Origin of the sequence: Paenibacillus sp. FSL F4-0125, from assembly GCF_038008565.1 — a bacterium.
GTDB lineage: Bacteria > Bacillota > Bacilli > Paenibacillales > Paenibacillaceae > Paenibacillus_AQ.
In genome coordinates this window covers 5293784-5314144 of sequence record NZ_JBBOZJ010000001.1, presented here as the reverse complement: position 1 = coordinate 5314144, position 20361 = coordinate 5293784, and the positions used below count along the sequence as shown (strand labels likewise).

14 protein-coding genes and 1 tRNA gene are annotated in these 20361 nt (G+C 45.1%); 14 read left to right on the top strand and 1 reads right to left on the bottom strand.

Annotated features, from left to right (window positions below):
- Positions 1-295 precede the first annotated feature (295 nt).
- Positions 296-369, bottom strand: a tRNA-Arg gene (locus NST74_RS23640).
- A gap of 280 nt (positions 370-649) precedes the next feature.
- Between NST74_RS23640 and NST74_RS23635 the strand changes: the two genes are divergently transcribed.
- The 14 genes from NST74_RS23635 to NST74_RS23570 all read left to right on the top strand — a co-directional run bounded on the left by NST74_RS23635 (position 650) and on the right by NST74_RS23570 (position 20343).
- Positions 650-1495 (top strand): hypothetical protein, encoded by an 846-nt coding sequence (locus NST74_RS23635; protein ID WP_341114712.1) that lies wholly within the window; start codon positions 650-652, stop codon positions 1493-1495.
- Positions 1496-1593: 98 nt separating this feature from the next.
- On the top strand, positions 1594-2928 hold the full coding sequence (tig, locus tag NST74_RS23630; protein ID WP_341114711.1) for a trigger factor: 1335 nt from the start codon (positions 1594-1596) through the stop codon (positions 2926-2928).
- Between the two features lie 285 nt (positions 2929-3213).
- The gene (gene clpP, locus NST74_RS23625) at positions 3214-3804 is read left to right on the top strand and encodes an ATP-dependent Clp endopeptidase proteolytic subunit ClpP (RefSeq protein ID WP_036685049.1); all 591 of its coding nucleotides are present in this window, start codon (positions 3214-3216) and stop codon (positions 3802-3804) included.
- A 12-nt stretch (positions 3805-3816) separates the two neighbouring features.
- Positions 3817-5073 carry an ATP-dependent protease ATP-binding subunit ClpX gene (clpX, locus tag NST74_RS23620; protein WP_042130648.1) on the top strand — a complete coding sequence of 419 codons (1257 nt, stop codon included), beginning with the start codon at positions 3817-3819 and terminating at the stop codon, positions 5071-5073.
- Between the two features lie 109 nt (positions 5074-5182).
- Positions 5183-6310: a flavodoxin-dependent (E)-4-hydroxy-3-methylbut-2-enyl-diphosphate synthase gene (ispG, locus tag NST74_RS23615; protein ID WP_036685055.1), complete on the top strand. Its 1128-nt coding sequence runs from the start codon at positions 5183-5185 to the stop codon at positions 6308-6310.
- A 133-nt stretch (positions 6311-6443) separates the two neighbouring features.
- A complete protein-coding gene (locus tag NST74_RS23610; RefSeq protein WP_341114710.1) occupies positions 6444-7115 on the top strand; it encodes a type IV toxin-antitoxin system AbiEi family antitoxin domain-containing protein in 672 nt (223 codons plus the stop codon).
- A gap of 1681 nt (positions 7116-8796) precedes the next feature.
- The gene (gene lonB / locus NST74_RS23605) at positions 8797-10506 is read left to right on the top strand and encodes an ATP-dependent protease LonB (protein WP_076120457.1); all 1710 of its coding nucleotides are present in this window, start codon (positions 8797-8799) and stop codon (positions 10504-10506) included.
- Positions 10507-10799: 293 nt separating this feature from the next.
- A complete protein-coding gene (gene lon, locus NST74_RS23600; RefSeq protein ID WP_042130641.1) occupies positions 10800-13163 on the top strand; it encodes an endopeptidase La in 2364 nt (787 codons plus the stop codon).
- 12 nt (positions 13164-13175) lie between these two features.
- A complete protein-coding gene (gene yihA / locus NST74_RS23595; RefSeq protein ID WP_042130640.1) occupies positions 13176-13844 on the top strand; it encodes a ribosome biogenesis GTP-binding protein YihA/YsxC in 669 nt (222 codons plus the stop codon).
- Positions 13845-13946: 102 nt separating this feature from the next.
- A complete protein-coding gene (locus tag NST74_RS23590; RefSeq protein WP_042130637.1) occupies positions 13947-14729 on the top strand; it encodes a tyrosine-protein phosphatase in 783 nt (260 codons plus the stop codon).
- Between the two features lie 137 nt (positions 14730-14866).
- Complete coding sequence (locus NST74_RS23585; RefSeq protein ID WP_341114709.1) at positions 14867-16897, top strand: S-layer homology domain-containing protein; 2031 nt, start codon at positions 14867-14869, stop codon at positions 16895-16897.
- Positions 16898-17022: 125 nt separating this feature from the next.
- The gene (locus NST74_RS23580) at positions 17023-17802 is read left to right on the top strand and encodes a YveK family protein (RefSeq protein ID WP_339266788.1); all 780 of its coding nucleotides are present in this window, start codon (positions 17023-17025) and stop codon (positions 17800-17802) included.
- Positions 17783-18469, top strand: a complete 687-nt coding sequence (locus tag NST74_RS23575) for a CpsD/CapB family tyrosine-protein kinase (RefSeq protein WP_341114707.1) — start codon at positions 17783-17785, stop codon at positions 18467-18469. The genes NST74_RS23580 and NST74_RS23575 overlap by 20 nt, the downstream gene beginning before the upstream one ends.
- Positions 18470-18510: 41 nt before the next feature.
- Positions 18511-20343, top strand: a complete 1833-nt coding sequence (locus NST74_RS23570; RefSeq protein ID WP_341114706.1) for a polysaccharide biosynthesis protein — start codon at positions 18511-18513, stop codon at positions 20341-20343.
- Positions 20344-20361: the final 18 nt, after the last annotated feature.

The following is a 20361-nucleotide window of genomic DNA, read 5'->3' as shown; positions in this document are numbered from 1 at the left end:
AACAACAATCGCTATCATCCCAGCCACATATTATTTAACAACCTGTCCGATGTTTAACATTACATTTTACGTCTGAAGAGCCGAGTATTTTTTAAGCATGTACGTCGAGTATTTTTACCGCAGAACGCAATAACAGCCTCCCCGAAGGAAGGCTGTTATGCTGATGTCGCGTGCGGGATGCAGCCCTAACGGGCTGACGCGAAGCGTACGTTTTCGATGCTCACTCCGAAGAACCCGGTGCTTCACATCCCCTGAATGCAGAAACAGCCTTCCCGAAGGAAGGCTGTTTCACTGACGTCCCGGAAGGGATTCGAACCCCTGACCGTGCGCTTAGAAGGCGCATGCTCTATCCAGCTGAGCTACCGGGACATGAATGATGGCTGAAAAGCAAGCAGGATTTATCTTATCATATGCGTTAAAGTTTTTCAAGCTGTTTTTTAAAAAGAGTACGGGGTATGCTATAATCTACAATTATTAAGTTTCGGTTGAAGCTTAAGGTCTTAATAACATTTATGACGGTTTAGAATTCAATTCACATAATTAGCTCTAAGGAGGTGCCCTCATTAAAGATTCAGATTCCCCCGCCACAAAAGAAAATATCGTCCTGTTTCCCAAGACACTGGACTATTATCAAATCCAGCTTACGGTGATGCTGGAGAGTGAACGGTACGGGGAAGCGATGGAACTGCTTCGTTTTTTGCTGCAGTGTCAAGGACAGGAAGAGCGGAATTACGAGGAATGGCGGTCTCTGCTGGAATGGCTGGAAACGGCGTTCCCCTATGCGTCCCGGAATGGAGATGCAGGAGGAGCTGTTCACCCCGAAGACGAAGATTTAAGAGAAGAAGATATGGCCCGTCTTTTGGCCAAATCAAAGATGACAGAGGATGCGGGGTACCCTCAAAAGCTGCTGCAGCGGGTAATGAATGAGCCGCTGTCAGAGGCGACAATCCTAGCACTAGAGCAGCTTTCTTATCTGGAAGGCGGCGGAGTCGATGAGGCGCTGACGGCTTGGCTGCAGGGGGATAATGTTCACCCACTGCTGCAATTTCGGACCCTGCAGACCCTTCGGCGGCGTGGGATGCAGGGTACGGTCAATCTGATTCGTGGTCACGAAACAGCAATTGTAGAGATTGAAAGTGTGCCGCTGCAGACCGAGGATTTTCCACCGCAGGTGAGTCAGGTGCTGGAGCGGGTAGCCGAACAGGCGGAGGTACACGAGCCTACGCTGTATTATTTTGCACAGGAGCTCTGGGGTCAGTTCGTCATGTCGATTTATGGATCGGAAGAGTATCGGAAATTACTGGATGGAGAAGATGCGCTGCTGGATATTTGGGCAGGGGCGTTACACCAGTTTGTATCTGAGAGCTTAAACGGTACACGGCAAGAAGAGGAGACTCGTGGAATGTACGGCATTACAGACGGCATGCGCTTTCAATTTGAGGGAGCTTATCGTGCGATCAAGGGTTTTGTAAAGACTTCTCTACTTGATAAATAAAGTAATGTTGTATATAATATAATGGTTATTCTGTGCGTGGATTGTATCATTTTTTGAAGTAAACTTGTGAACCTATATTTTGGAGGGAAAAGTATAATATGAAAGCAACATGGGAAAAAATAGAGAAGAACCTTGGAGTTCTTGAAGTAGAAGTTGACGCAGAACGCGTTGCAGCAGCACTCGATAAAGCTTTTAACAAAGTCGTTAAGAAAGCTAACGTACCAGGCTTCCGTAAAGGTAAAGTGCCACGCCCGATCTTTGAATCCCGTTTTGGTGTAGAAAGCTTGTACCAAGATGCAATCGACATTCTTCTTCCTGAAGCTTACGGTGAAGCAGTTGAACAAACTGACATCTTCCCTGTAGACCGTCCTGAAGTTGATATTGAGCAATTTGCTAAAGGTCAATCCTTTATCTTCAAAGCGAAGATCACGGTTAAACCTGAAGTGAAGCTTGGCGATTACAAAGGTCTGGAAGTTCCAGTACAAAAAGCTGAAGTGACTGAAGAAGAGTTGAGCGCTGAGCTTGCTCGTCTGCAAGAGCGTCATGCTGAACTCGTTGTAATTGAAGAAGAAGCAGCAGCTAACGGCGACATCGCTGTGATCGATTTTGACGGATACGTTGATGACGTAGCGTTCGAAGGCGGAAAAGCTGAGCGTCATTCTCTTGAGCTTGGTAGCAACTCCTTCATTCCTGGATTTGAAGAGCAAGTAGTGGGAATGTCCACTGGAGATTTCAAAGATATCGAAGTTACTTTCCCAGAAGAATATCATGCAGAGAACCTTGCGGGTAAGAAAGCAGTATTCAAAGTGAAACTGCACGAAATCAAACGCAAACAACTTCCTGCACTCGATGATGAGTTCGCTAAAGATGTAAGTGAATTCGAAACTTTGGAAGAGTACAAAGCGGATCTGAAAGCTCAGCTCGAATCCCGTAAACAGGATGAACTGAAAGGTCTTCGTGAGAACGCAGTTGTTGATAAAGCAGCAGCAAACGCTGAAGTTGAGATCCCAGAAGCAATGATCAACAGTGAAGTTGAGAACATGGTTCGTGATTTCGACACTCGTCTTCGTCAACAAGGTATGAACATGGATATGTTCCTTAGCTTCTCCGGTCAAACACGTGAAGACTTGCAGAACCAAATGAAAGGCGATGCTGAAAAACGCGTTCGCAACAACCTGGTACTGGAAGTTATCGCTAAAGAAGAGAACATTGAAGTTTCTGAAGAAGAAGTTAACGAAGAGTTGGCTACTATGGCTGAAGCTTACAAACGTACTCCTGAAGAAATTCGCAGCATCTTGGCAGCTAACGGTTCCCTGGGCAGCTTGAGCGAAGAACTTTCTTTGCGCAAAACCATTGATTTCCTTGTTAGCAACAGTGTAGAAGTTGAAGCAGTAGAAGAAGCACCAGCTGCTGAAGACACTAAAGCTGAGTAAGATCTTTTTGACACTACCTAGAACGGCCAAGTAAGTCGGCCTCCATACAGATATGATAAGGCACGTAAGTTTCGTTACGTGCCTTATTTTTATCCTCGGCCACAGATATATGTGAGTACATAGGTATTCGTATGAGCGTATGGTAATAAAAAAATGGCGTGACAATCATTATTGACAAGCAGTGGACAGGTCTGCTGTAGTGAAAAAATGACATCGAGCCGTGAACGTGTTAAAATATTTTTGAAACGATAAGACTAATCTGTAAAGAGAAAAGAGGTTGGTGGCATGAGTCTGGTACCAATGGTTGTGGAATCAACAAGTCGTGGGGAACGTTCATACGATATCTATTCCAGATTGCTCAAGGATCGCATTATTTTCTTAAGCAGTGCGATTGACGATGATGTCGCCAATCTGGTTATTGCTCAACTGCTGTTCCTTGCAGCAGATGATCCCGAGAAGGACATTCACTTGTACCTCAACTCACCCGGTGGTTCAGTAACAGCCGGCATGGGTATATACGATACGATGCAATATATCAAACCGGATGTTTCAACCATTTGTGTAGGAATGGCGGCAAGCATGGGATCGCTCCTTCTAACAGCTGGGGCTCCGGGCAAAAGATATGCGCTGACTAACAGCGAAGTTATGATTCATCAACCGCTCGGTGGTGTTCAAGGTCAAGCGTCCGACATTTGGATTCATACCGATTGGATCCTCAAGACGAAACAGAAGTTGAATCAAATTTATGTAGATCGCACAGGTCAGCCCCTTGAAAAAATCGAACGGGACACAGACCGCGATAACTTCATGAGCGCGGAAGAAGCCAAGGAATATGGGCTTATTGACCAGGTTCTTTCTTCACCGATGAAATCTTAAAGGGGTGGTTAGATGTTTAAATTTAATGATGAAAAAGGGCAATTGAAATGTTCTTTTTGCGGCAAATCACAAGAGCAGGTTCGTAAGCTTGTAGCAGGACCGGGCGTTTATATATGTGACGAATGTATCGAGCTTTGCACGGAAATCGTGGAAGAAGAGCTCGGTCATGAGGAAGAGCTTGATCTGAAGGATATCCCAAAACCAAAGGAAATCCGCGACATTTTGGATCAATATGTAATCGGTCAAGAACAAGCGAAGAAATCGCTGTCTGTTGCGGTTTACAATCACTATAAACGTGTGAACAGCCAAAGCAAGATCGAAGATGTTGAATTGACAAAGAGTAATATTCTCTTGCTTGGTCCAACAGGTTCGGGTAAAACCTTGCTTGCACAGACGATGGCGAAGATTATCAACGTTCCTTTTGCTATTGCAGACGCTACTTCCCTAACGGAAGCTGGGTATGTCGGCGAGGATGTTGAGAACATTCTGCTTAAGCTGATTCAAGCAGCAGATTATGATGTGGAGAAAGCCGAACGCGGCATTATCTATATTGATGAGATTGATAAAGTGGCACGTAAATCCGAGAACCCGTCCATTACTCGTGACGTATCCGGTGAAGGTGTTCAGCAAGCGCTTCTGAAGATTCTGGAAGGAACAGTTGCTTCTGTACCTCCACAAGGTGGACGTAAGCATCCACATCAAGAGTTTATTCAAATCGACACGACGAACATTTTGTTCATCGTTGGCGGTGCCTTTGACGGTCTGGAGCAAATGATTAAACGCCGTATCGGTAAAAAAGTCATTGGCTTCAACGCAGCGGTTGAAGGACAAAAGGATCTCAAACCTGGCGAATATTTGTCGATGGTATTGCCTGAAGACTTGCTCAAATTCGGATTAATTCCTGAATTTGTAGGCCGTCTACCGGTTATCTCGACTTTGGAGCCGCTTGATGAGAATACGCTGGTGCGTATCCTTTCCGAGCCTAAGAATGCACTCACGAAACAATACATCAAGCTGCTGGAAATGGATAACGTAGCGCTGAAGTTCGAACCGTTGGCACTCGAAGCAATTGCCAAGGAAGCGATCAAACGCAATACGGGAGCCCGTGGACTGCGCGCGATTATTGAGAGCATCATGCTTGATGTGATGTATGAAGTTCCTTCACGCGATGATATCAAGGATTGTGTGATCACGGAGCAGGTCGTTCAAGAGAAGGCTTTGCCTGAATTGAACCTTAAGAAAGATAAGAAGAAAGAGGAAAGCGCGTAAGTCGCTTACCTTAACAATACATGTCACTGTCTCCACCTTTCTTCCGCTTATCCCGCTTCACTAGCGGTTGCGAAGGGGTGGAGCTTTGGCGTTATGGGGGAGAAAAATCATGTTCTTGAGACACCAAACCCGTCCTGTCAATGTTGGCGGGCTCATTATTGGGGGAAACAACGAGGTTGCGATTCAAAGCATGTGTACAACCAAAACAGCTGATGTGGAGGCTACTGTAGCCGAAATTTTACGGCTTGAGGAAGCAGGCTGCCAACTGGTACGCGTTACTGTCAACAATGAAGAGGCAGCCGCCGCGATTAAGGAGATCAAGAAGCAGATTCATATCCCACTCGTAGCGGATATTCATTTTAACTATAAGCTCGCGCTGATGGCTATTGAGAACGGCATCGATAAAGTACGGATTAATCCGGGCAATATCGGTCGTCGGGAGAAGGTAGAAGCGGTAGTTAAAGCTTGTAAAGAAAAAGGAATTCCGATTCGGATTGGTGTAAACGCCGGTTCTTTGGAGAATCATCTCTTGGAGAAATACGGATACCCGACTCCAGAAGCTATGGTAGAAAGTGCGTTATACCATATTGGCATTCTGGAAGAGCTGGACTTCCACGACATTATCGTTTCGCTAAAAGCATCCGATGTGCCTATGGCCATCGAAGCTTACCGTCAGGCTGCGGAAGTCATTCCTTATCCGCTGCACCTCGGGATTACTGAATCCGGCACCTTGTTTGCCGGTACAGTAAAAAGCTCCGCGGGTATTGGTGCACTGCTCTCTATGGGCATCGGCAGCACCCTGCGTATCTCGCTTAGCGCTGACCCAGTGGAAGAAGTGAAGGTAGCGCGTGAGCTGCTGAAGACCTTTGGTCTGATCTCTAACGCGGCAACGCTGATCTCTTGTCCAACTTGCGGCCGACTGGATATCGATCTTTTCTCCATCGCTAATGAGGTGGAAGAATACATTTCGAAGCTTAAGGTGCCTATTAAAGTTTCCGTGCTTGGCTGCGCCGTTAATGGTCCTGGTGAGGCACGTGAAGCAGATATCGGTATTGCTGGTGCCCGTGGGGAAGGTTTGTTGTTCCGTTACGGACAAATGATTCGTAAAGTCCCTGAAGCGGAACTAGTGAACGAGCTGAAGAAGGAAATTGATGCGATTGTTGTGGCGTATGAGGCAACTGGTGAAATTCCAGGCCGTGCACACGCTAATCTTGCACCTCCTGTGCAATCGAAGTAATCTGGTCTTTTACGAATTTATGATTCGTTAATAATAGGTGGCGAAGAACGCCCTGTTACACCCCGGTTTATCCGGTGGTGGGAACGGGGCGTTCTTTTTTTGCGTGAAATTAATTATATAGGGGGAACATCGAATGAATTATGAACAAGCCCATGAAGCATTTATTGCGCAACATCTAACAAGCAGGACAGGTGAAAGACGGGGAAGGTTGGAGAGAGGACATCGTCATGCCGAAGAAATGTTTTTGCAGAATGTATGGTGGCCACTTCGTGGGGACTTCAAGGATCTGCATCCGGAGTATGATGTGCTGGATTGGCGCGGACGATCATACTTTGCTGACTTTGCGTATTTGCCAGGACCAGTGAAGCTGTTGTTCGAGATCAAGGGTTATGCAGCACATGTACGAGACATGGACCGACAAAAGTATAGCAATGAGCTGAATCGTGAAACTTTCCTGTACGGGATGGGGTACCAAGTAATTTCATTTGCCTATGATGATGTGAACGAGCGGCCTGATTTATGCATCACATTGCTGACTATGGCGCTAAGTCGACATCAGGTTGTTAGTGCACCGGGCGGTAGACTTCTACTCGCTGAGAAGGAAATTATCCGTTTAGTTGTCCGCAAAGCTGGGACAGTGCGTCCAAAAGATGTGTCAGATTACTTTGGGTTAGATCCCAAGACTGTACGAACGATGTTAGTTAATTTATGCGAAAAAGGCTGGCTGGCTCCAGTAAGAAGGGGAGTTGGTGTTAAAAATGTTGAGTATAAACTGGCACGTGATGTTCTTTATTATTGGGATTGAGCAGAATGTAGCAAAGTGTGAAGTAGTGATAAGTAATTAGGGAAATTCTCCCTGATCTATGCTTGATATTGCTCGAAATGGGCTAGATTGCGGAAAAACTCCCTAATTAATGGGCGATTTCCACGTTTTGAGCCCTTCTGAGCGAATAATCAGGGAGAAATTCCGCAATTATCAGCGTAGAGGGCATATATAACGAATAATCAGGGAGGATTTCCGCAATTATCGGCAATGGGCATACTATTCTGAAGGTTACTTTGCGTGCTTAGCGAGTGTGATGAACGGAGCAAAGTTTGGATACCGAGGGCTGTAGAGTAATCAAGGTACTTACCCATCTGAAGGTTACTTTGCGTTCTTAGTAAGTGTGTGATGAATGGAGCAAAGTTTGGATACCGAGGGCTTTAGAGTAATCAAGGACTTACCCATCTGAAGGTTACTTTGCGTGCTTAGCGAGTGTGGAGAATGGAGCAAAGTTTGGTTACCGAGGGCTGTAGAGTAATCAAGGTACTTACCCATCTGAAGGTTACTTTGCTTGCTTAGTGAGTGTGATGAATGGAGCGAATTTTGGATACCGAGGGCTGTAGAGTAATCAAGGTAATTACCCATCTAAAGGTTACTTTGCGTGCTTAGTGAGTGTGATGAATGGAGCGAATTTTGGATACCGAGGGCTGTAGAGTAATCAAGGTAATTACCCATCTGAAGGTTACTTTGCGTTCTTAGTAAGTGTGGAGAATGGAGCAAAGTTTGGTTACAGAGGGCTTTAGAGTAATCAAGGTACTTACCCATCTGAAGGTTACTTTGCGTGCTTAGTGAGTGTGGAGAATGGAGCAAAGTTTGGTTACAGAGGGCTTTAGAGTAATCAAGGTACTTACCCATCTGAAGGTTACTTTGCGTTCTTAGTAAGTGTGTGATGAATGGAGCAAAGTTTGGATACCGAGGGCTGTAGAGTAATCAAGGACTTACCCATCTGAAGGTTACTTTGCGTGCTTAGTGAGTGTGATGAATGGAGCGAATTTTGGATACCGAGGGCTGTAGAGTAATCAAGGTAATTACCCATCTAAAGGTTACTTTGCGTGCTTAGCGAGTGTGGAGAATGGAGCAAAGTTTGGTTACCGAGGGCTGTAGAGTAATCAAGGTACTTACCCATCTGAAGGTTACTTTGCGTGCTTAGTGAGTGTGATGAATGGAGCAAAGTTTGGATACCGAGGGCTGTAGAGTAATCAAGGTAATTACCCATCTAAAGGTTACTTTGCGTGCTTAGCGAGTGTGATGAATGGAGCGAATTTTGGATACCGATGGACGCCAACTAATTAGGGAAATTCTCCCTGATCTATGCTTGATATTGCTCGAAATGGGCTAGATTGCGGAAAAACTCCCTAATTAATGGGCGATTTCCACATTTTGAGCCCTTCTGAGCGAATAATGAGGGAGAAATTCCGCAATTGTCAGCGTAGGGAGCAAATGCGACGAATAATCAGGGAGGATTTCCGCAATTGTCGGTAAGCTAGCAATGGCATCCCCATTCCAAGCCAAAGGATACTCTGCGCACTAAGCGAATTCGGCGTATGGAGATACTCAATTCAACAAATCCTCAATTGTGCGTTTACTAATTACCGAAACGGCTATACTACCTAATAGTAGCCAAAGGTGGAAAGGTAGACTGAACGAAACAGGAGGGTGACCTATGGAATTAAGTATAGTTGTGATGATCGTGCAGCTCTTTTTCGCGCTGGTTATCGGCGTATACTTTTGGAATCTGCTGCGGGGTCAAAAGACAAATAAGACAGCGGTAGAACGAGAGTCGCGCAAGGAATTGGATAAACTTCGAAAAATGCGAATGATTTCACTGACCAAACCATTGTCGGAGAAAACTAGGCCGGCTTCTATTGGAGATATTGTCGGGCAAAAAGACGGGCTGCGCGCCCTGAAGGCCGCACTATGCAGCGCTAACCCGCAGCATGTAATTATCTATGGTCCGCCAGGAGTTGGCAAGACTGCCGCAGCGCGTGTAGTCATGGAAGAGGCGAAAAAAAATGTTCTTTCCCCTTTTAAAAGTGACGCCAAATTCACAGAGATCGATGCCACAACCGCTCGTTTTGATGAGCGTGGTATTGCCGACCCGTTAATCGGATCGGTGCATGATCCTATTTATCAGGGCGCCGGAGCTATGGGAGTGGCGGGTGTGCCACAACCGAAGCCGGGAGCGGTAACGAAGGCGCATGGCGGGATTCTTTTTCTGGATGAGATCGGTGAGCTTCACCCCATTCAGATGAATAAGCTGCTAAAGGTGCTGGAGGACCGGAAGGTGCTATTAGAGAGCGCATATTATAATTCGGAGGATAATAATACTCCGGCTTATATTCATGATATTTTTCAAAATGGCTTACCCGCTGATTTTCGGTTAGTTGGCGCTACTACGCGTTCCCCGGATGAGATCTCTCCCGCGCTGCGCTCGCGCTGCATGGAGATTTATTTCCGTCCGCTATTGCCGGATGAGATTGCAGTCATCGCGCGTGACGCGATACAGAAGATCGGACTGAAGCCAAGCCCGGATGCAGTCACTGTAGTGCAGCAATATGCAACAAATGGCCGGGAGGCGGTTAATATGATTCAGCTCGCAGCTGGATTAGCGCTAACTGAGCAAAGAGATACGCTAAGCGCTGCTGATGTAGAATGGGTAGCAGGCAGTAGCCAGCTTCCCCTTCGTACAGAACGCAAGATTCCTTCTGCGCCTCAGATTGGATTAGTTAATGGGCTTGCAGTGTATGGGCCAGGAATGGGCACCTTGCTCGAGATCGAGGTATCCGCAGCGCCTGCGCAGAATGGTCAAGGTAGACTGAACGTAACCGGAGTAGTAGATGAGGAAGAGATCGGTGGAGGTTCTCGCACGATTCGGAGAAAGAGTATGGCCAAAGGCTCGGTTGAGAATGTATTGACTGTACTGCGCACCATGAATCTGGAGCCGGACCGTTATGATCTGCATGTCAACTTCCCTGGGGGTACACCGATTGACGGACCTTCTGCAGGGGTTGCGATGGCGGTGGCTATCGTCTCCGCCATTCGTGGTCTACCCGTGGACAATACAGTAGCGATCACTGGTGAGATAGGCATACATGGCCGCGTGAAGCCTGTTGGTGGTGTAATTGCGAAGGTGGAGGCTGCTTTTCAAGCGGGAGCTACTACGGTGCTTATTCCAAAAGAAAACTGGCAGTCCTTATTCGCTGATCTCGCCCCTCTACGAGTCATACCTATGGAAACGGTGGAAGAAGTGTTCCGTCATCTGTTTGGTGCCGATACAGCAGATGTAAGGCTTCCTGCAGTAGCTGGCGAGCTATTCTCTGCAGCACCTTCACTGCTGAAGGCTGATGCCGCTGGGGAATCTGCAAAGGGCTAAGCTTAAATTATAACTTCAAATGTGAGCTAGGTTGTATTGAGTTTTGGATGATTAAATCGAGACTTACCGCTGTGAAATAAAGGGAGCTGCAGGTGTGTCTGCTGCTTCCTTTTTTAAAATATAGATTCACACTTTCCATAATCCTTACATTTCTTTGAGAAACGTTGCCGTTTTTCAAGGATAATAAGGTTGTTTATTCTTAAATTGCAAGTACTTTGTTGGTGTTTTGGGGCTGCTTTTGTTAGAATGAATTCATATGAGATTAATTGAGAGCCATGGGAGGTGCGAAAGCGATGATGACAAATAAAACAAAAGGTCGTCGTTTTCCTTTATTACCGCTAAGAGGTCTTCTTGTGTACCCAAGCATGGTTCTTCACTTGGATGTGGGCCGTGAGAAGTCAGTTCGGGCACTAGAAAAAGCTATGGTTGAAGATAATTTGATTCTTCTTTGTTCACAGTCGGAAGTGAATATTGAAGAGCCTGGTCAGGACGATATTTTTCGGGTCGGTACTGTTGCGAATGTGCGACAAATGCTGAAGCTGCCAAACGGTACGATTCGTGTACTGGTTGAGGGTGTAGAACGAGCCGAGATTATTAATTATATCGATAATGATGAGTATTATGAGGTCATGGCGCGCGAGCTACCAGAAGAAGAAGATAGCGATCAAGAGTGTGATGCGCTGATGCGTACAGTACTTAATCAGTTCGAACACTATATAACGTTATCTAAGAAAGTGACACCAGAGACACTGGCTGCTGTATCCGATATAGAGGAGCCCGGTCGCCTTGCGGATGTCATTACGAGTCATTTATCGCTAAAAATTAAGGATAAGCAAGAAATTCTAGAGACGATTGATGTTAGTAAACGGCTGGAGAAGCTTCTTGATATTCTTAATAATGAGCGTGAAGTGCTGGAGCTTGAACGCAAGATCAATCAACGTGTGAAGAAGCAGATGGAGAAGACGCAGAAGGAATATTATTTGCGCGAGCAAATGAAAGCGATCCAGAAAGAACTCGGTGAGAAGGAAGGTCGAGTGGGAGAAGCGGAAGAGCTGCGGACTCTAATGGAAGAAAAGAATTTGCCAGAACGTGTAAAAGAGAAGATGGAGAAGGAAATCGATCGTCTGGAAAAAATGCCAGTAAGCTCAGCGGAAGGCGGCGTAATTCGCAATTATGTGGATTGGCTGCTGGGTCTTCCTTGGAATGAACAGACAGAGGATGACCTTGACATCAAGAAGGCAGAACAGGTACTCGATGAGGATCACTACGGTTTGGAAAAACCAAAGGAGCGGGTATTGGAATATTTAGCCGTTCAACAGCTGGTGAAGAAGCTAAAAGGTCCGATCCTATGTCTTGTAGGGCCTCCAGGTGTGGGCAAAACCTCACTGGCTCGTTCCATTGCCCGTTCACTCAATCGTAAGTTCGTTCGCATTTCGCTTGGCGGTGTGCGTGATGAAGCGGAAATCCGTGGTCATCGCCGGACTTATGTCGGTGCAATGCCAGGCCGAATTATCCAAGGGATGAAGACGGCAGGTACGATTAATCCGGTTATCCTGTTAGATGAAATTGATAAGATGGCTGCAGATTTCAGGGGTGACCCATCTTCGGCATTGCTTGAGGTGCTGGACCCAGAACAAAACAACTCGTTCAGTGATCATTTTGTAGAGCTACCGTTTGATTTGTCGAACGTTATGTTTGTGACTACCGCAAATGTGGTTCATAACATTCCGCGTCCGCTATTAGATCGGATGGAAATGCTGTTCATTCCGGGTTATACAGAACTGGAGAAATTGCAGATTGGCAGCCGTTATCTTTTGCCGAAGCAGAAGAAGAATCACGGTCTTGCAGAAGATCAACTGATCATCGAGGATGACAGTTTATTGCGTATCGTGCGTGAATATACCCGTGAATCCGGAGTGCGTAATTTGGAGCAGCAGATTGCAGCGTTATGCCGTAAAGCCGCGAAACAGATTGTGTCTAAGGAAAAAGAAAGTGTGGTCATTCTGCCGGATGACATCAAGGATTACTTAGGTGCATCGAAATACCGTTACGGTATGGCAGAGCTCGAAGACCAGATTGGTACAGTAACTGGGCTGGCCTGGACTGAGGTTGGTGGCGATACGCTGCTGATCGAAGTGACGGTTGTGCAGGGAACGGGCAAGCTGACACTTACTGGACAACTAGGCGATGTAATGAAGGAGTCGGCGCAGGCTGCTTTCAGTTATACACGTTCGAAGGCGGAGGAGCTGGGGCTCCAGCCCGATTTTTATGAGAAGATTGATATTCATATCCACATTCCTGAAGGTGCGATTCCGAAGGATGGCCCATCTGCAGGGATTACGATTGCTACCGCGTTGATCTCCGCACTCACGAAGCGTTATGTTTCGAAGGATGTAGCGATGACCGGTGAGATCACCCTGCGTGGACGAGTGTTGCCGATCGGTGGACTGAAAGAAAAATCTCTCGCTGCACACCGCGCCGGATATAAAAAGATCCTTCTTCCAAAAGACAATGAACGTGATCTAAAAGAAATTCCAGAGAGCGTGCGTAATGATGTGGAGTTCATACCAGTATCTACTATGGATCAGGTCTTGCATCATGCATTAGTAGAGCATCATAATGAAATTAGCAGTGAGCCACCGAGTAGTGTGCATTAGAAAGGAAGTCCTATGAAAGTTAATATTGCCGAATTTATAATCAGTGCCGTTGGCCCTGATCAATACCCTGATGATGCTTTGCCAGAGGTTGCTCTGGCAGGGCGCTCCAATGTAGGGAAGTCCTCCCTCATTAACCGAATGATTAACCGCAAGAATCTGGCTCGGACAAGCTCCACCCCAGGTAAGACCCAGCATATGAACTATTACCGTATCAATGAAGACAGCATGTATTTTGTTGACTTTCCAGGTTACGGATATGCTAAAGTGTCGAAGACGCAACGTGCAACATGGGGCAAGATGGTGGAGAAATATCTCTCTGAGCGCGATACGTTGAAGCTTGTTCTGCTCATCGTGGATCTACGTCATCCGCCGACCAGTAATGATAAGATGATGTTCGATTGGTTGAAGCATTATGATCTTCCTATGTGTGTAGTAGCGACAAAAGCGGATAAGATTCCGAAGACTCGCTGGCAAAAGCATATTAAGATCATGAAGCAGGAGCTTGGCGTGCTGCCAGGGGATAATTTCATTCCATTCTCTTCAGAGATTGGCCTTGGTAAAGAAGAACTTTGGGGCTTAATCGACGGGTATGTTCTCTCCTCGAAGGATGAAACTCCAGATTCTGAGGATGCTGAAATAGATGCAATTGAACCTCAGCAAGAAGAATCTACTGAAGCTTAAGACAGAACTCATTTACAATCAAGCAACCGTTCCTTTTGGGAATGGTTGTTTTTTTTGCCGTTAAAACTAAATTTTCTGTGAGAAGGGACCGATAGATAACATATGAAAGATATCCATTGCCACATCTTACCCTTTATGGATGACGGAGCCGCTGATTGGGAATCCGCTCTCGCCATGGCGCATGACGCCTACAGAGACGGGATTACTTCCGTCATTGCCACACCACATCACGCCAACGGTCAATATATGAATAATGCCTCCAGTATAAGAGAAGCAGTGGAATTGATGAATGAGAAACTTCATCAGCATGGAAATCCACTGCTTGTTCTTCCAGGTCAGGAAATTAGAGTGTACGGGGATTTACTGGATGATCTGGAGCGGGGGCAACTGCTAAGTCTTGCAGACTCGCGGTATATTTTGCTAGAAATGCCTTCTTCACGAGTCCCGCGCAACATGGAAGAAATCTGTCACGAGTTGATCATTCAAGGTTTCGTTCCGGTCATCGCTCATCCGGAGCGTAATGCTGAGGTAGCTGCCGATCCTTCTAAGTTAGAAAGATTGATAGAGCTAGGATCACTAGGTCAGGTAACCGCACAAAGTCTTGCAGGCGTCTTCGGGAATAAACTTCAGAAGCTATCCCTGGAGTTATGTCGTAGAAATGCAGTACATGTGTTGGCCTCTGATGCACATGACAGTGTTCATCGTCCTTTTGGACTAAATGCTGCTTATGTGGTTTTAGAGAAAGAATTAGGTCCTGAGATGCGCGACTATATGCGCGAGAACTCTCAGCAAATTGTGGCAAATGGTGAGGTTAATCATGGTAATCACGTACAAAAAAGGAGGAATAGACACAAATTATTTGGCATTTTTTCCCGAAAGGGCTGACTAATCTACCTAATAGTGGTAGAATGGGTTTTATTGGGTGAATCGTTGATATACGTAATAATGTAGACATAAGGTGAAATAGTCTAGGACTATAGTAATAAAATGGATTTAAATACATATAAAGAGGTGGATATTTAGTGACTTTGAAAAAGAAACTAGTAGTATCGACATTAGCAGCAAGTATGGTAGCAGCATCCGTAGCGGGTCTTCCGCTCAGCAGCAAAGGACTGGCTAATCAATTAGGATTGAGCAATGTAGCAGCGGCAGCTACTAGTAATTCAAGTGCGGATTTGAAAGCACGCGCAGAGAAATTGTATGCACAAATTACTAAAGAATCCGATAAGGCGACACTTCGTGCATTGCGCGACGAAGTATCAGCGCTTACATCAGCAGAATTGAAAGAGATCTTCACACCGCTTCGCGGCAAACTTGATCTCAGCACCACTCAAGAGGATACCGTGTTTGCTTTGTTCCAGGATGTAAGCAGTTTATATTATGATCCTGAATATACAGATGCGAAGGATATTCTTAATAATCAGGAGTACATCGATGTACTTAAAGTAATTGCTGAGAAGGGCGGCGTATCTAGCCTCACAGTTGATGATATTTATGCAGCTGTGTTTGGTGATAACGGTCTGGAGAAAAAGTTGGTTGCTTTGGTAAGTGGTAAAACTAAAGAACAATTACTTGAGCTTGTTACTAGCAGCACTGTACAAGATGAACTAGTTAATTCCGCAATTGATGCAGTGCTAAGTCAAACAGCGGGTCCAGATGCACTTAAGATTAGTACTGTACTTAATAATTTGAGTATCAGCTCAGCGGATGTGAAGACGGTTCTTAACAATTCACGTGCCAAGCTAACGAATGATAAAGCTGCATTGCAAGTATTGGCTATTGCATACATCGGTGCTTTTGGATTGGGTGTTACTCCAACTCCAACTCCGACTCCTAGCCCAACTCCAAGCTCTGGTTCCGGTCCGGACGGCACCACAATAACCTTGACACCTGATCAAGCATTTAATGCTGCATCTAAATATGACGCTTCCAAGCTCGTAGTGACTATAGGTGATAAGGCTACTGTGAAGCTAGTTGATGCCGACATCATCAAAGCATTCGATACCTTGGTAGCTGCTGCCAAAGCAGCTGGTAAAACAGAAGCCCTTACGTTAACTCTTGACCTTGGTACTGTGAAGGCTGCTACAGTTGAAGTTCCTTTGTCCAAAGCTATTGTTGAAGCAGCTAAATCTAAAGGGATCACCAATATCGCTATTGCTTTCAACGGTGCAACCGTAACGATCCCTGTAAGTCAATTCAGCGCTGATATTACATTGACCGTAACAACGGCTAATCAAGAAGTTGTAACTTCTGTTACCAATCTGAAGTTGGCTTCGGAGGTATATGAGTTCGGACTCCGTGTGGGTGGTGTAGCGACTAGTACATTCAGCAAACCTATTCTTGTTGATATTCCAGTTAATAATACTGATGGCATTGATACAGACTTGCTGACCTTAGCGAAGATTATAAACGGCAAGCTTGAATTCTATGGCGGGCGGTACAATGGTAAGTCCTTGGCAGAATCACGCGATACATTCTCTTCTTATGCCGTACTTGAGAACAGAGTAACATTTACGGATATTGCTAGTGTACAAGCATGGGCTGGTAGACAAATTCAAGTCGTAGCTGCAAAAGGCGCGATTGAAGGTGTAGGCGAAGACAAATTCGCACCGAAGAGCAATGTAACTCGTGCAGAGTTCGCTAAGATGCTGATTCGTGCACTTGACCTTGAGAATAAATCAGCTGTACAAAGCTTTAGCGATGTAAGTGGGACCGCTTGGTATGCACCATATGTAGCCGTAGCAGCTGAGAAGGGGATCATTACTGGCCGCAGTGCGGACAAGTTCGATCCTAATGCAACTATCACACGTGCAGAGATGGCAACAATGATTTCCCGCGCAGTGAAATCTATGAATCCAGCTGCAACAACAAATGTAACAGCAATTAGCCAATTCTCCGATGCTGCTAAGATCAGCGCATCTTTGAGAGATGGCGTAGCATTCGCAGCAGATCATAACTTGGTTATCGGAAATGCTGGTAAGTTCAACCCGAACGATACAGCTACTCGTGCTGAAGCAGCAGTAATTATCTACCGTACCATTAACTTTAAGTAAATAAATTTAAAAGTATAGAATACAGCCTCCTCTCATGTAGGTGAGAGGAGGCGCTTTTTTGCCAATCGAGAAGTGTTCGAATATAGTAACGAAATATTTCAGAAATAGCTTGGAGGTAATTACACTTGTCATCACAAGAATTGGATCTTCGCGATTATTTTCAGATCGTCAGGAAGAGACTATGGCTGATTGTTAGCATAGTTGTTTTGGTGTGCGGTGTTGCTGGTGTGTACAGTCTGTATATTAAGAATCCGGTGTATGAAGCATCCACTAAGATTATTGTTAACCAGACTCCGACTCAGTCAGCAGCAGCGCAGCTTGATTTGAATCAGATTAATACTAATATTCAATTGATTAATACGTATAAGGAAATTATTAAGACTCCAGCGATCCTTGATATTGTTACTAGGGATTATCCGCAGTTCAATATTACTGCAGAAGAGCTGTTGAAGAAGGTTAATGTGAGCTCTGTCAATAATACGCAGGTGATGACACTTGTCGTTCGAGATAATTCGTATCAGCGAGCCGCTGAAATCGTGAATGCCATTTCACTTGTATTCAAGGACGAGATTCCTAACCTATTTAACGTGGAGAACGTATCGATTCTGAATGAGGCCAAAGTGAATCCACTTATCGAGCCAGGACCTGTAGAACCGAATGTCTTAATGAATATGGCTATAGCTTTCATCGTTTCCTTGATGATTGGTTTAGGGATTGCTTTCTTGCTGGAATACATGGATGATACGCTGAAGACTGAAGCAGATATTGAGAAATATCTTGGTCTGCCAACGATAGCTATGATTACTAGATTGGGTTCAGAAGAAAGTAAACAAGGCGCAACTCAGGCACAGACGCAAACATCCAGAAAGGCGGGCGAACTCGAACATGTCACAGCTGCCAAATAAACAACGTCATCTGATTACCGTTACGAACCCTCGCTCCCCTGTATCTGAAGCGTTTCGTGCGCTGCGCACGAATATTGATTTTTCCTCTGTGGATGAGACTATTCAAGTAATCATGGTAACTTCGTCCGGACCGGAAGAAGGTAAATCAACAGTTTCTGCTAATTTAGCTGCGGCTTATGCACAGGCAGATAAGAAGGTATTGTTGATTGACGCGGATTTGCGGAAACCGACAGCACATAAGACTTTTTCGCTTAGTAACCGATTTGGGCTATCTTCACTACTGTCGCAGCAGGCGGTTCTTGAGGATACTGTCCAAGATTCTGGTGTTTCCAATCTTTCCATTATGACCTCAGGACCGATTCCTCCAAACCCAGCAGAAATGATGGCTTCTAATCGGATGAGCACGCTCTTGCAGGACTTGCGTCAGCGTTACGATATCATTCTAATTGATACTCCACCGTTATTGGCGGTTACAGATGCGCAGATTATGGCTTCCAAGAGTGATGGTGTCATTATGGTCGTCAGCTATGGCAAGGTAAAACGGGATATTGCTGTAAAAGCAAAAGCTAACCTCGATCGTGTAGGTGCAAAAATGCTTGGCGTGGTTCTCAATAATGTAAAACGTAAAGCCAGCGAAGGGTACTATTACTACTACTATGGAAATTGATTTGTTCTTTAACAATAATGTTGTTTTTGGAGGCACTGAAAATGACAGCGAAATCTAGAGTAGTTCTTTTATTCTTTATTGACCTTGCAATCATCTGGTTCAGCATTATAACATCCTATTTGTTTCGGTATCCTAATCATCCTATCGAGGATTATGTTGTACAGATGCTGCAATTTGGTGTGATTGCAACGGTTGCATTCGGTGGAAGTCTGATCTATTTCGGTTTATACCGAAGAATGTGGCAATATGCCAGCATTGGAGAGATTATATCTGTTTCAAAAGCGATTGTAGTAGGGTCAATACTCTCATTTGCAGCAGCATATTTTATATTGCCAGAACGGGTACCTTTAGCAATAGAAGTTCGGACTATGGAGACTGTTCTTGTGTTAGTAGGTGGGATTCGATTCTTGTGGAGAGTGCTCCATAATGATCGAATCAATTATAAAGACACTCAGACCCATACACTTATTGTTGGTGCAGGCGATTGTGGAATACTAATTGCTCGGGAAATGATGGGTCCGTCTTTTGCTCATACGAAGCTGGTAGGTTTCATTGATGATAGTATCAATAAATATCATATGTCTATATTGGGTGTGCCCGTGTTAGGAAATCGTTACGCGATTCCCGCTATTGTGAAAGAACGGGAAATTCATGAGATTATTATCGCCATGCCTTCCGTTTCACGTACTGAAATCTCTGAAGTTATTAATTTGGCGAAGAAGACAGGGGCCAAGCTAAAGATTATACCGGCGCTTAACGATCTGATCGCTGGAAAAATATCAGTAAAGAAATTGCGAGATGTTAGCGTTGAGGATTTACTAGGTCGTGAGCCGATTATAGCGGATTTGAACAGTATTCTAGGTTATGTACACCATAAGACTGTGTTAGTTACGGGTGCTGGTGGATCTATTGGTTCAGAACTTTGTCGGCAAATAGCTCCTTTTGGTCCGGACAAGTTAATGCTGCTTGGACACGGTGAGAACAGTATTTATACGATTGAGATGGAGCTGCGCAAGAAATATCCAGATCTGAATATTGTTACCGTAATCGCAGATGTGCAGGATCGCAGTCGGATGATGGACGTATTCAGTAGCAATCACCCACATGTTGTCTTTCATGCGGCAGCACATAAACACGTTCCATTGATGGAGCGAAACCCTTCGGAAGCCATTAAGAACAATGTCTTCGGTACAAGGAATGTTGCGGATTGCGCAGATAAGTATGGTGCGGAGAGATTTGTAATGATCTCTTCGGATAAAGCAGTTAACCCAACAAGTGTGATGGGTGCAACTAAGCGAATCGCTGAAATGTATGTGCAGAGTCTGCATACCACAAGTCAAACGAAGTTCTCTGCTGTGCGTTTTGGGAACGTGCTTGGCAGTCGCGGAAGTGTAATACCAGCCTTTAAACAGCAGATTGCTGCTGGTGGTCCAGTCACGGTTACTCATCCAGAAATGGTCCGTTATTTTATGACGATTCCAGAAGCAGTTCAGCTTGTAATCCAGTCTGGTTCTTTTGCCAAAGGTGGAGAAGTGTTCATTCTGGATATGGGAGAACCGGTTAAGATTCTAACATTAGCGGAAGATTTGATTACTCTCTCTGGTTATGAACCTTATAGGGATATTGATATTCAGTTCTCCGGCATTCGTGAGGGCGAGAAATTATATGAAGAGTTGCTGACGGATGAAGAAAATCTAGGCTCTACAGATCACGGAAGAATCTTTATCGGTAGACCTAATGTGATAAGTCTGAATCAGCTAGAACTGGAATTTAAACGCTTGGAACGTGTTCTCGCTGAAGAACCTGAAGTTATACGTGAAGTGATTAATCAGATTGTACCGATGCAGCCCGTTGCTCAAGTTGCTATCAGCTAAATCATTCATAAAGGGGGA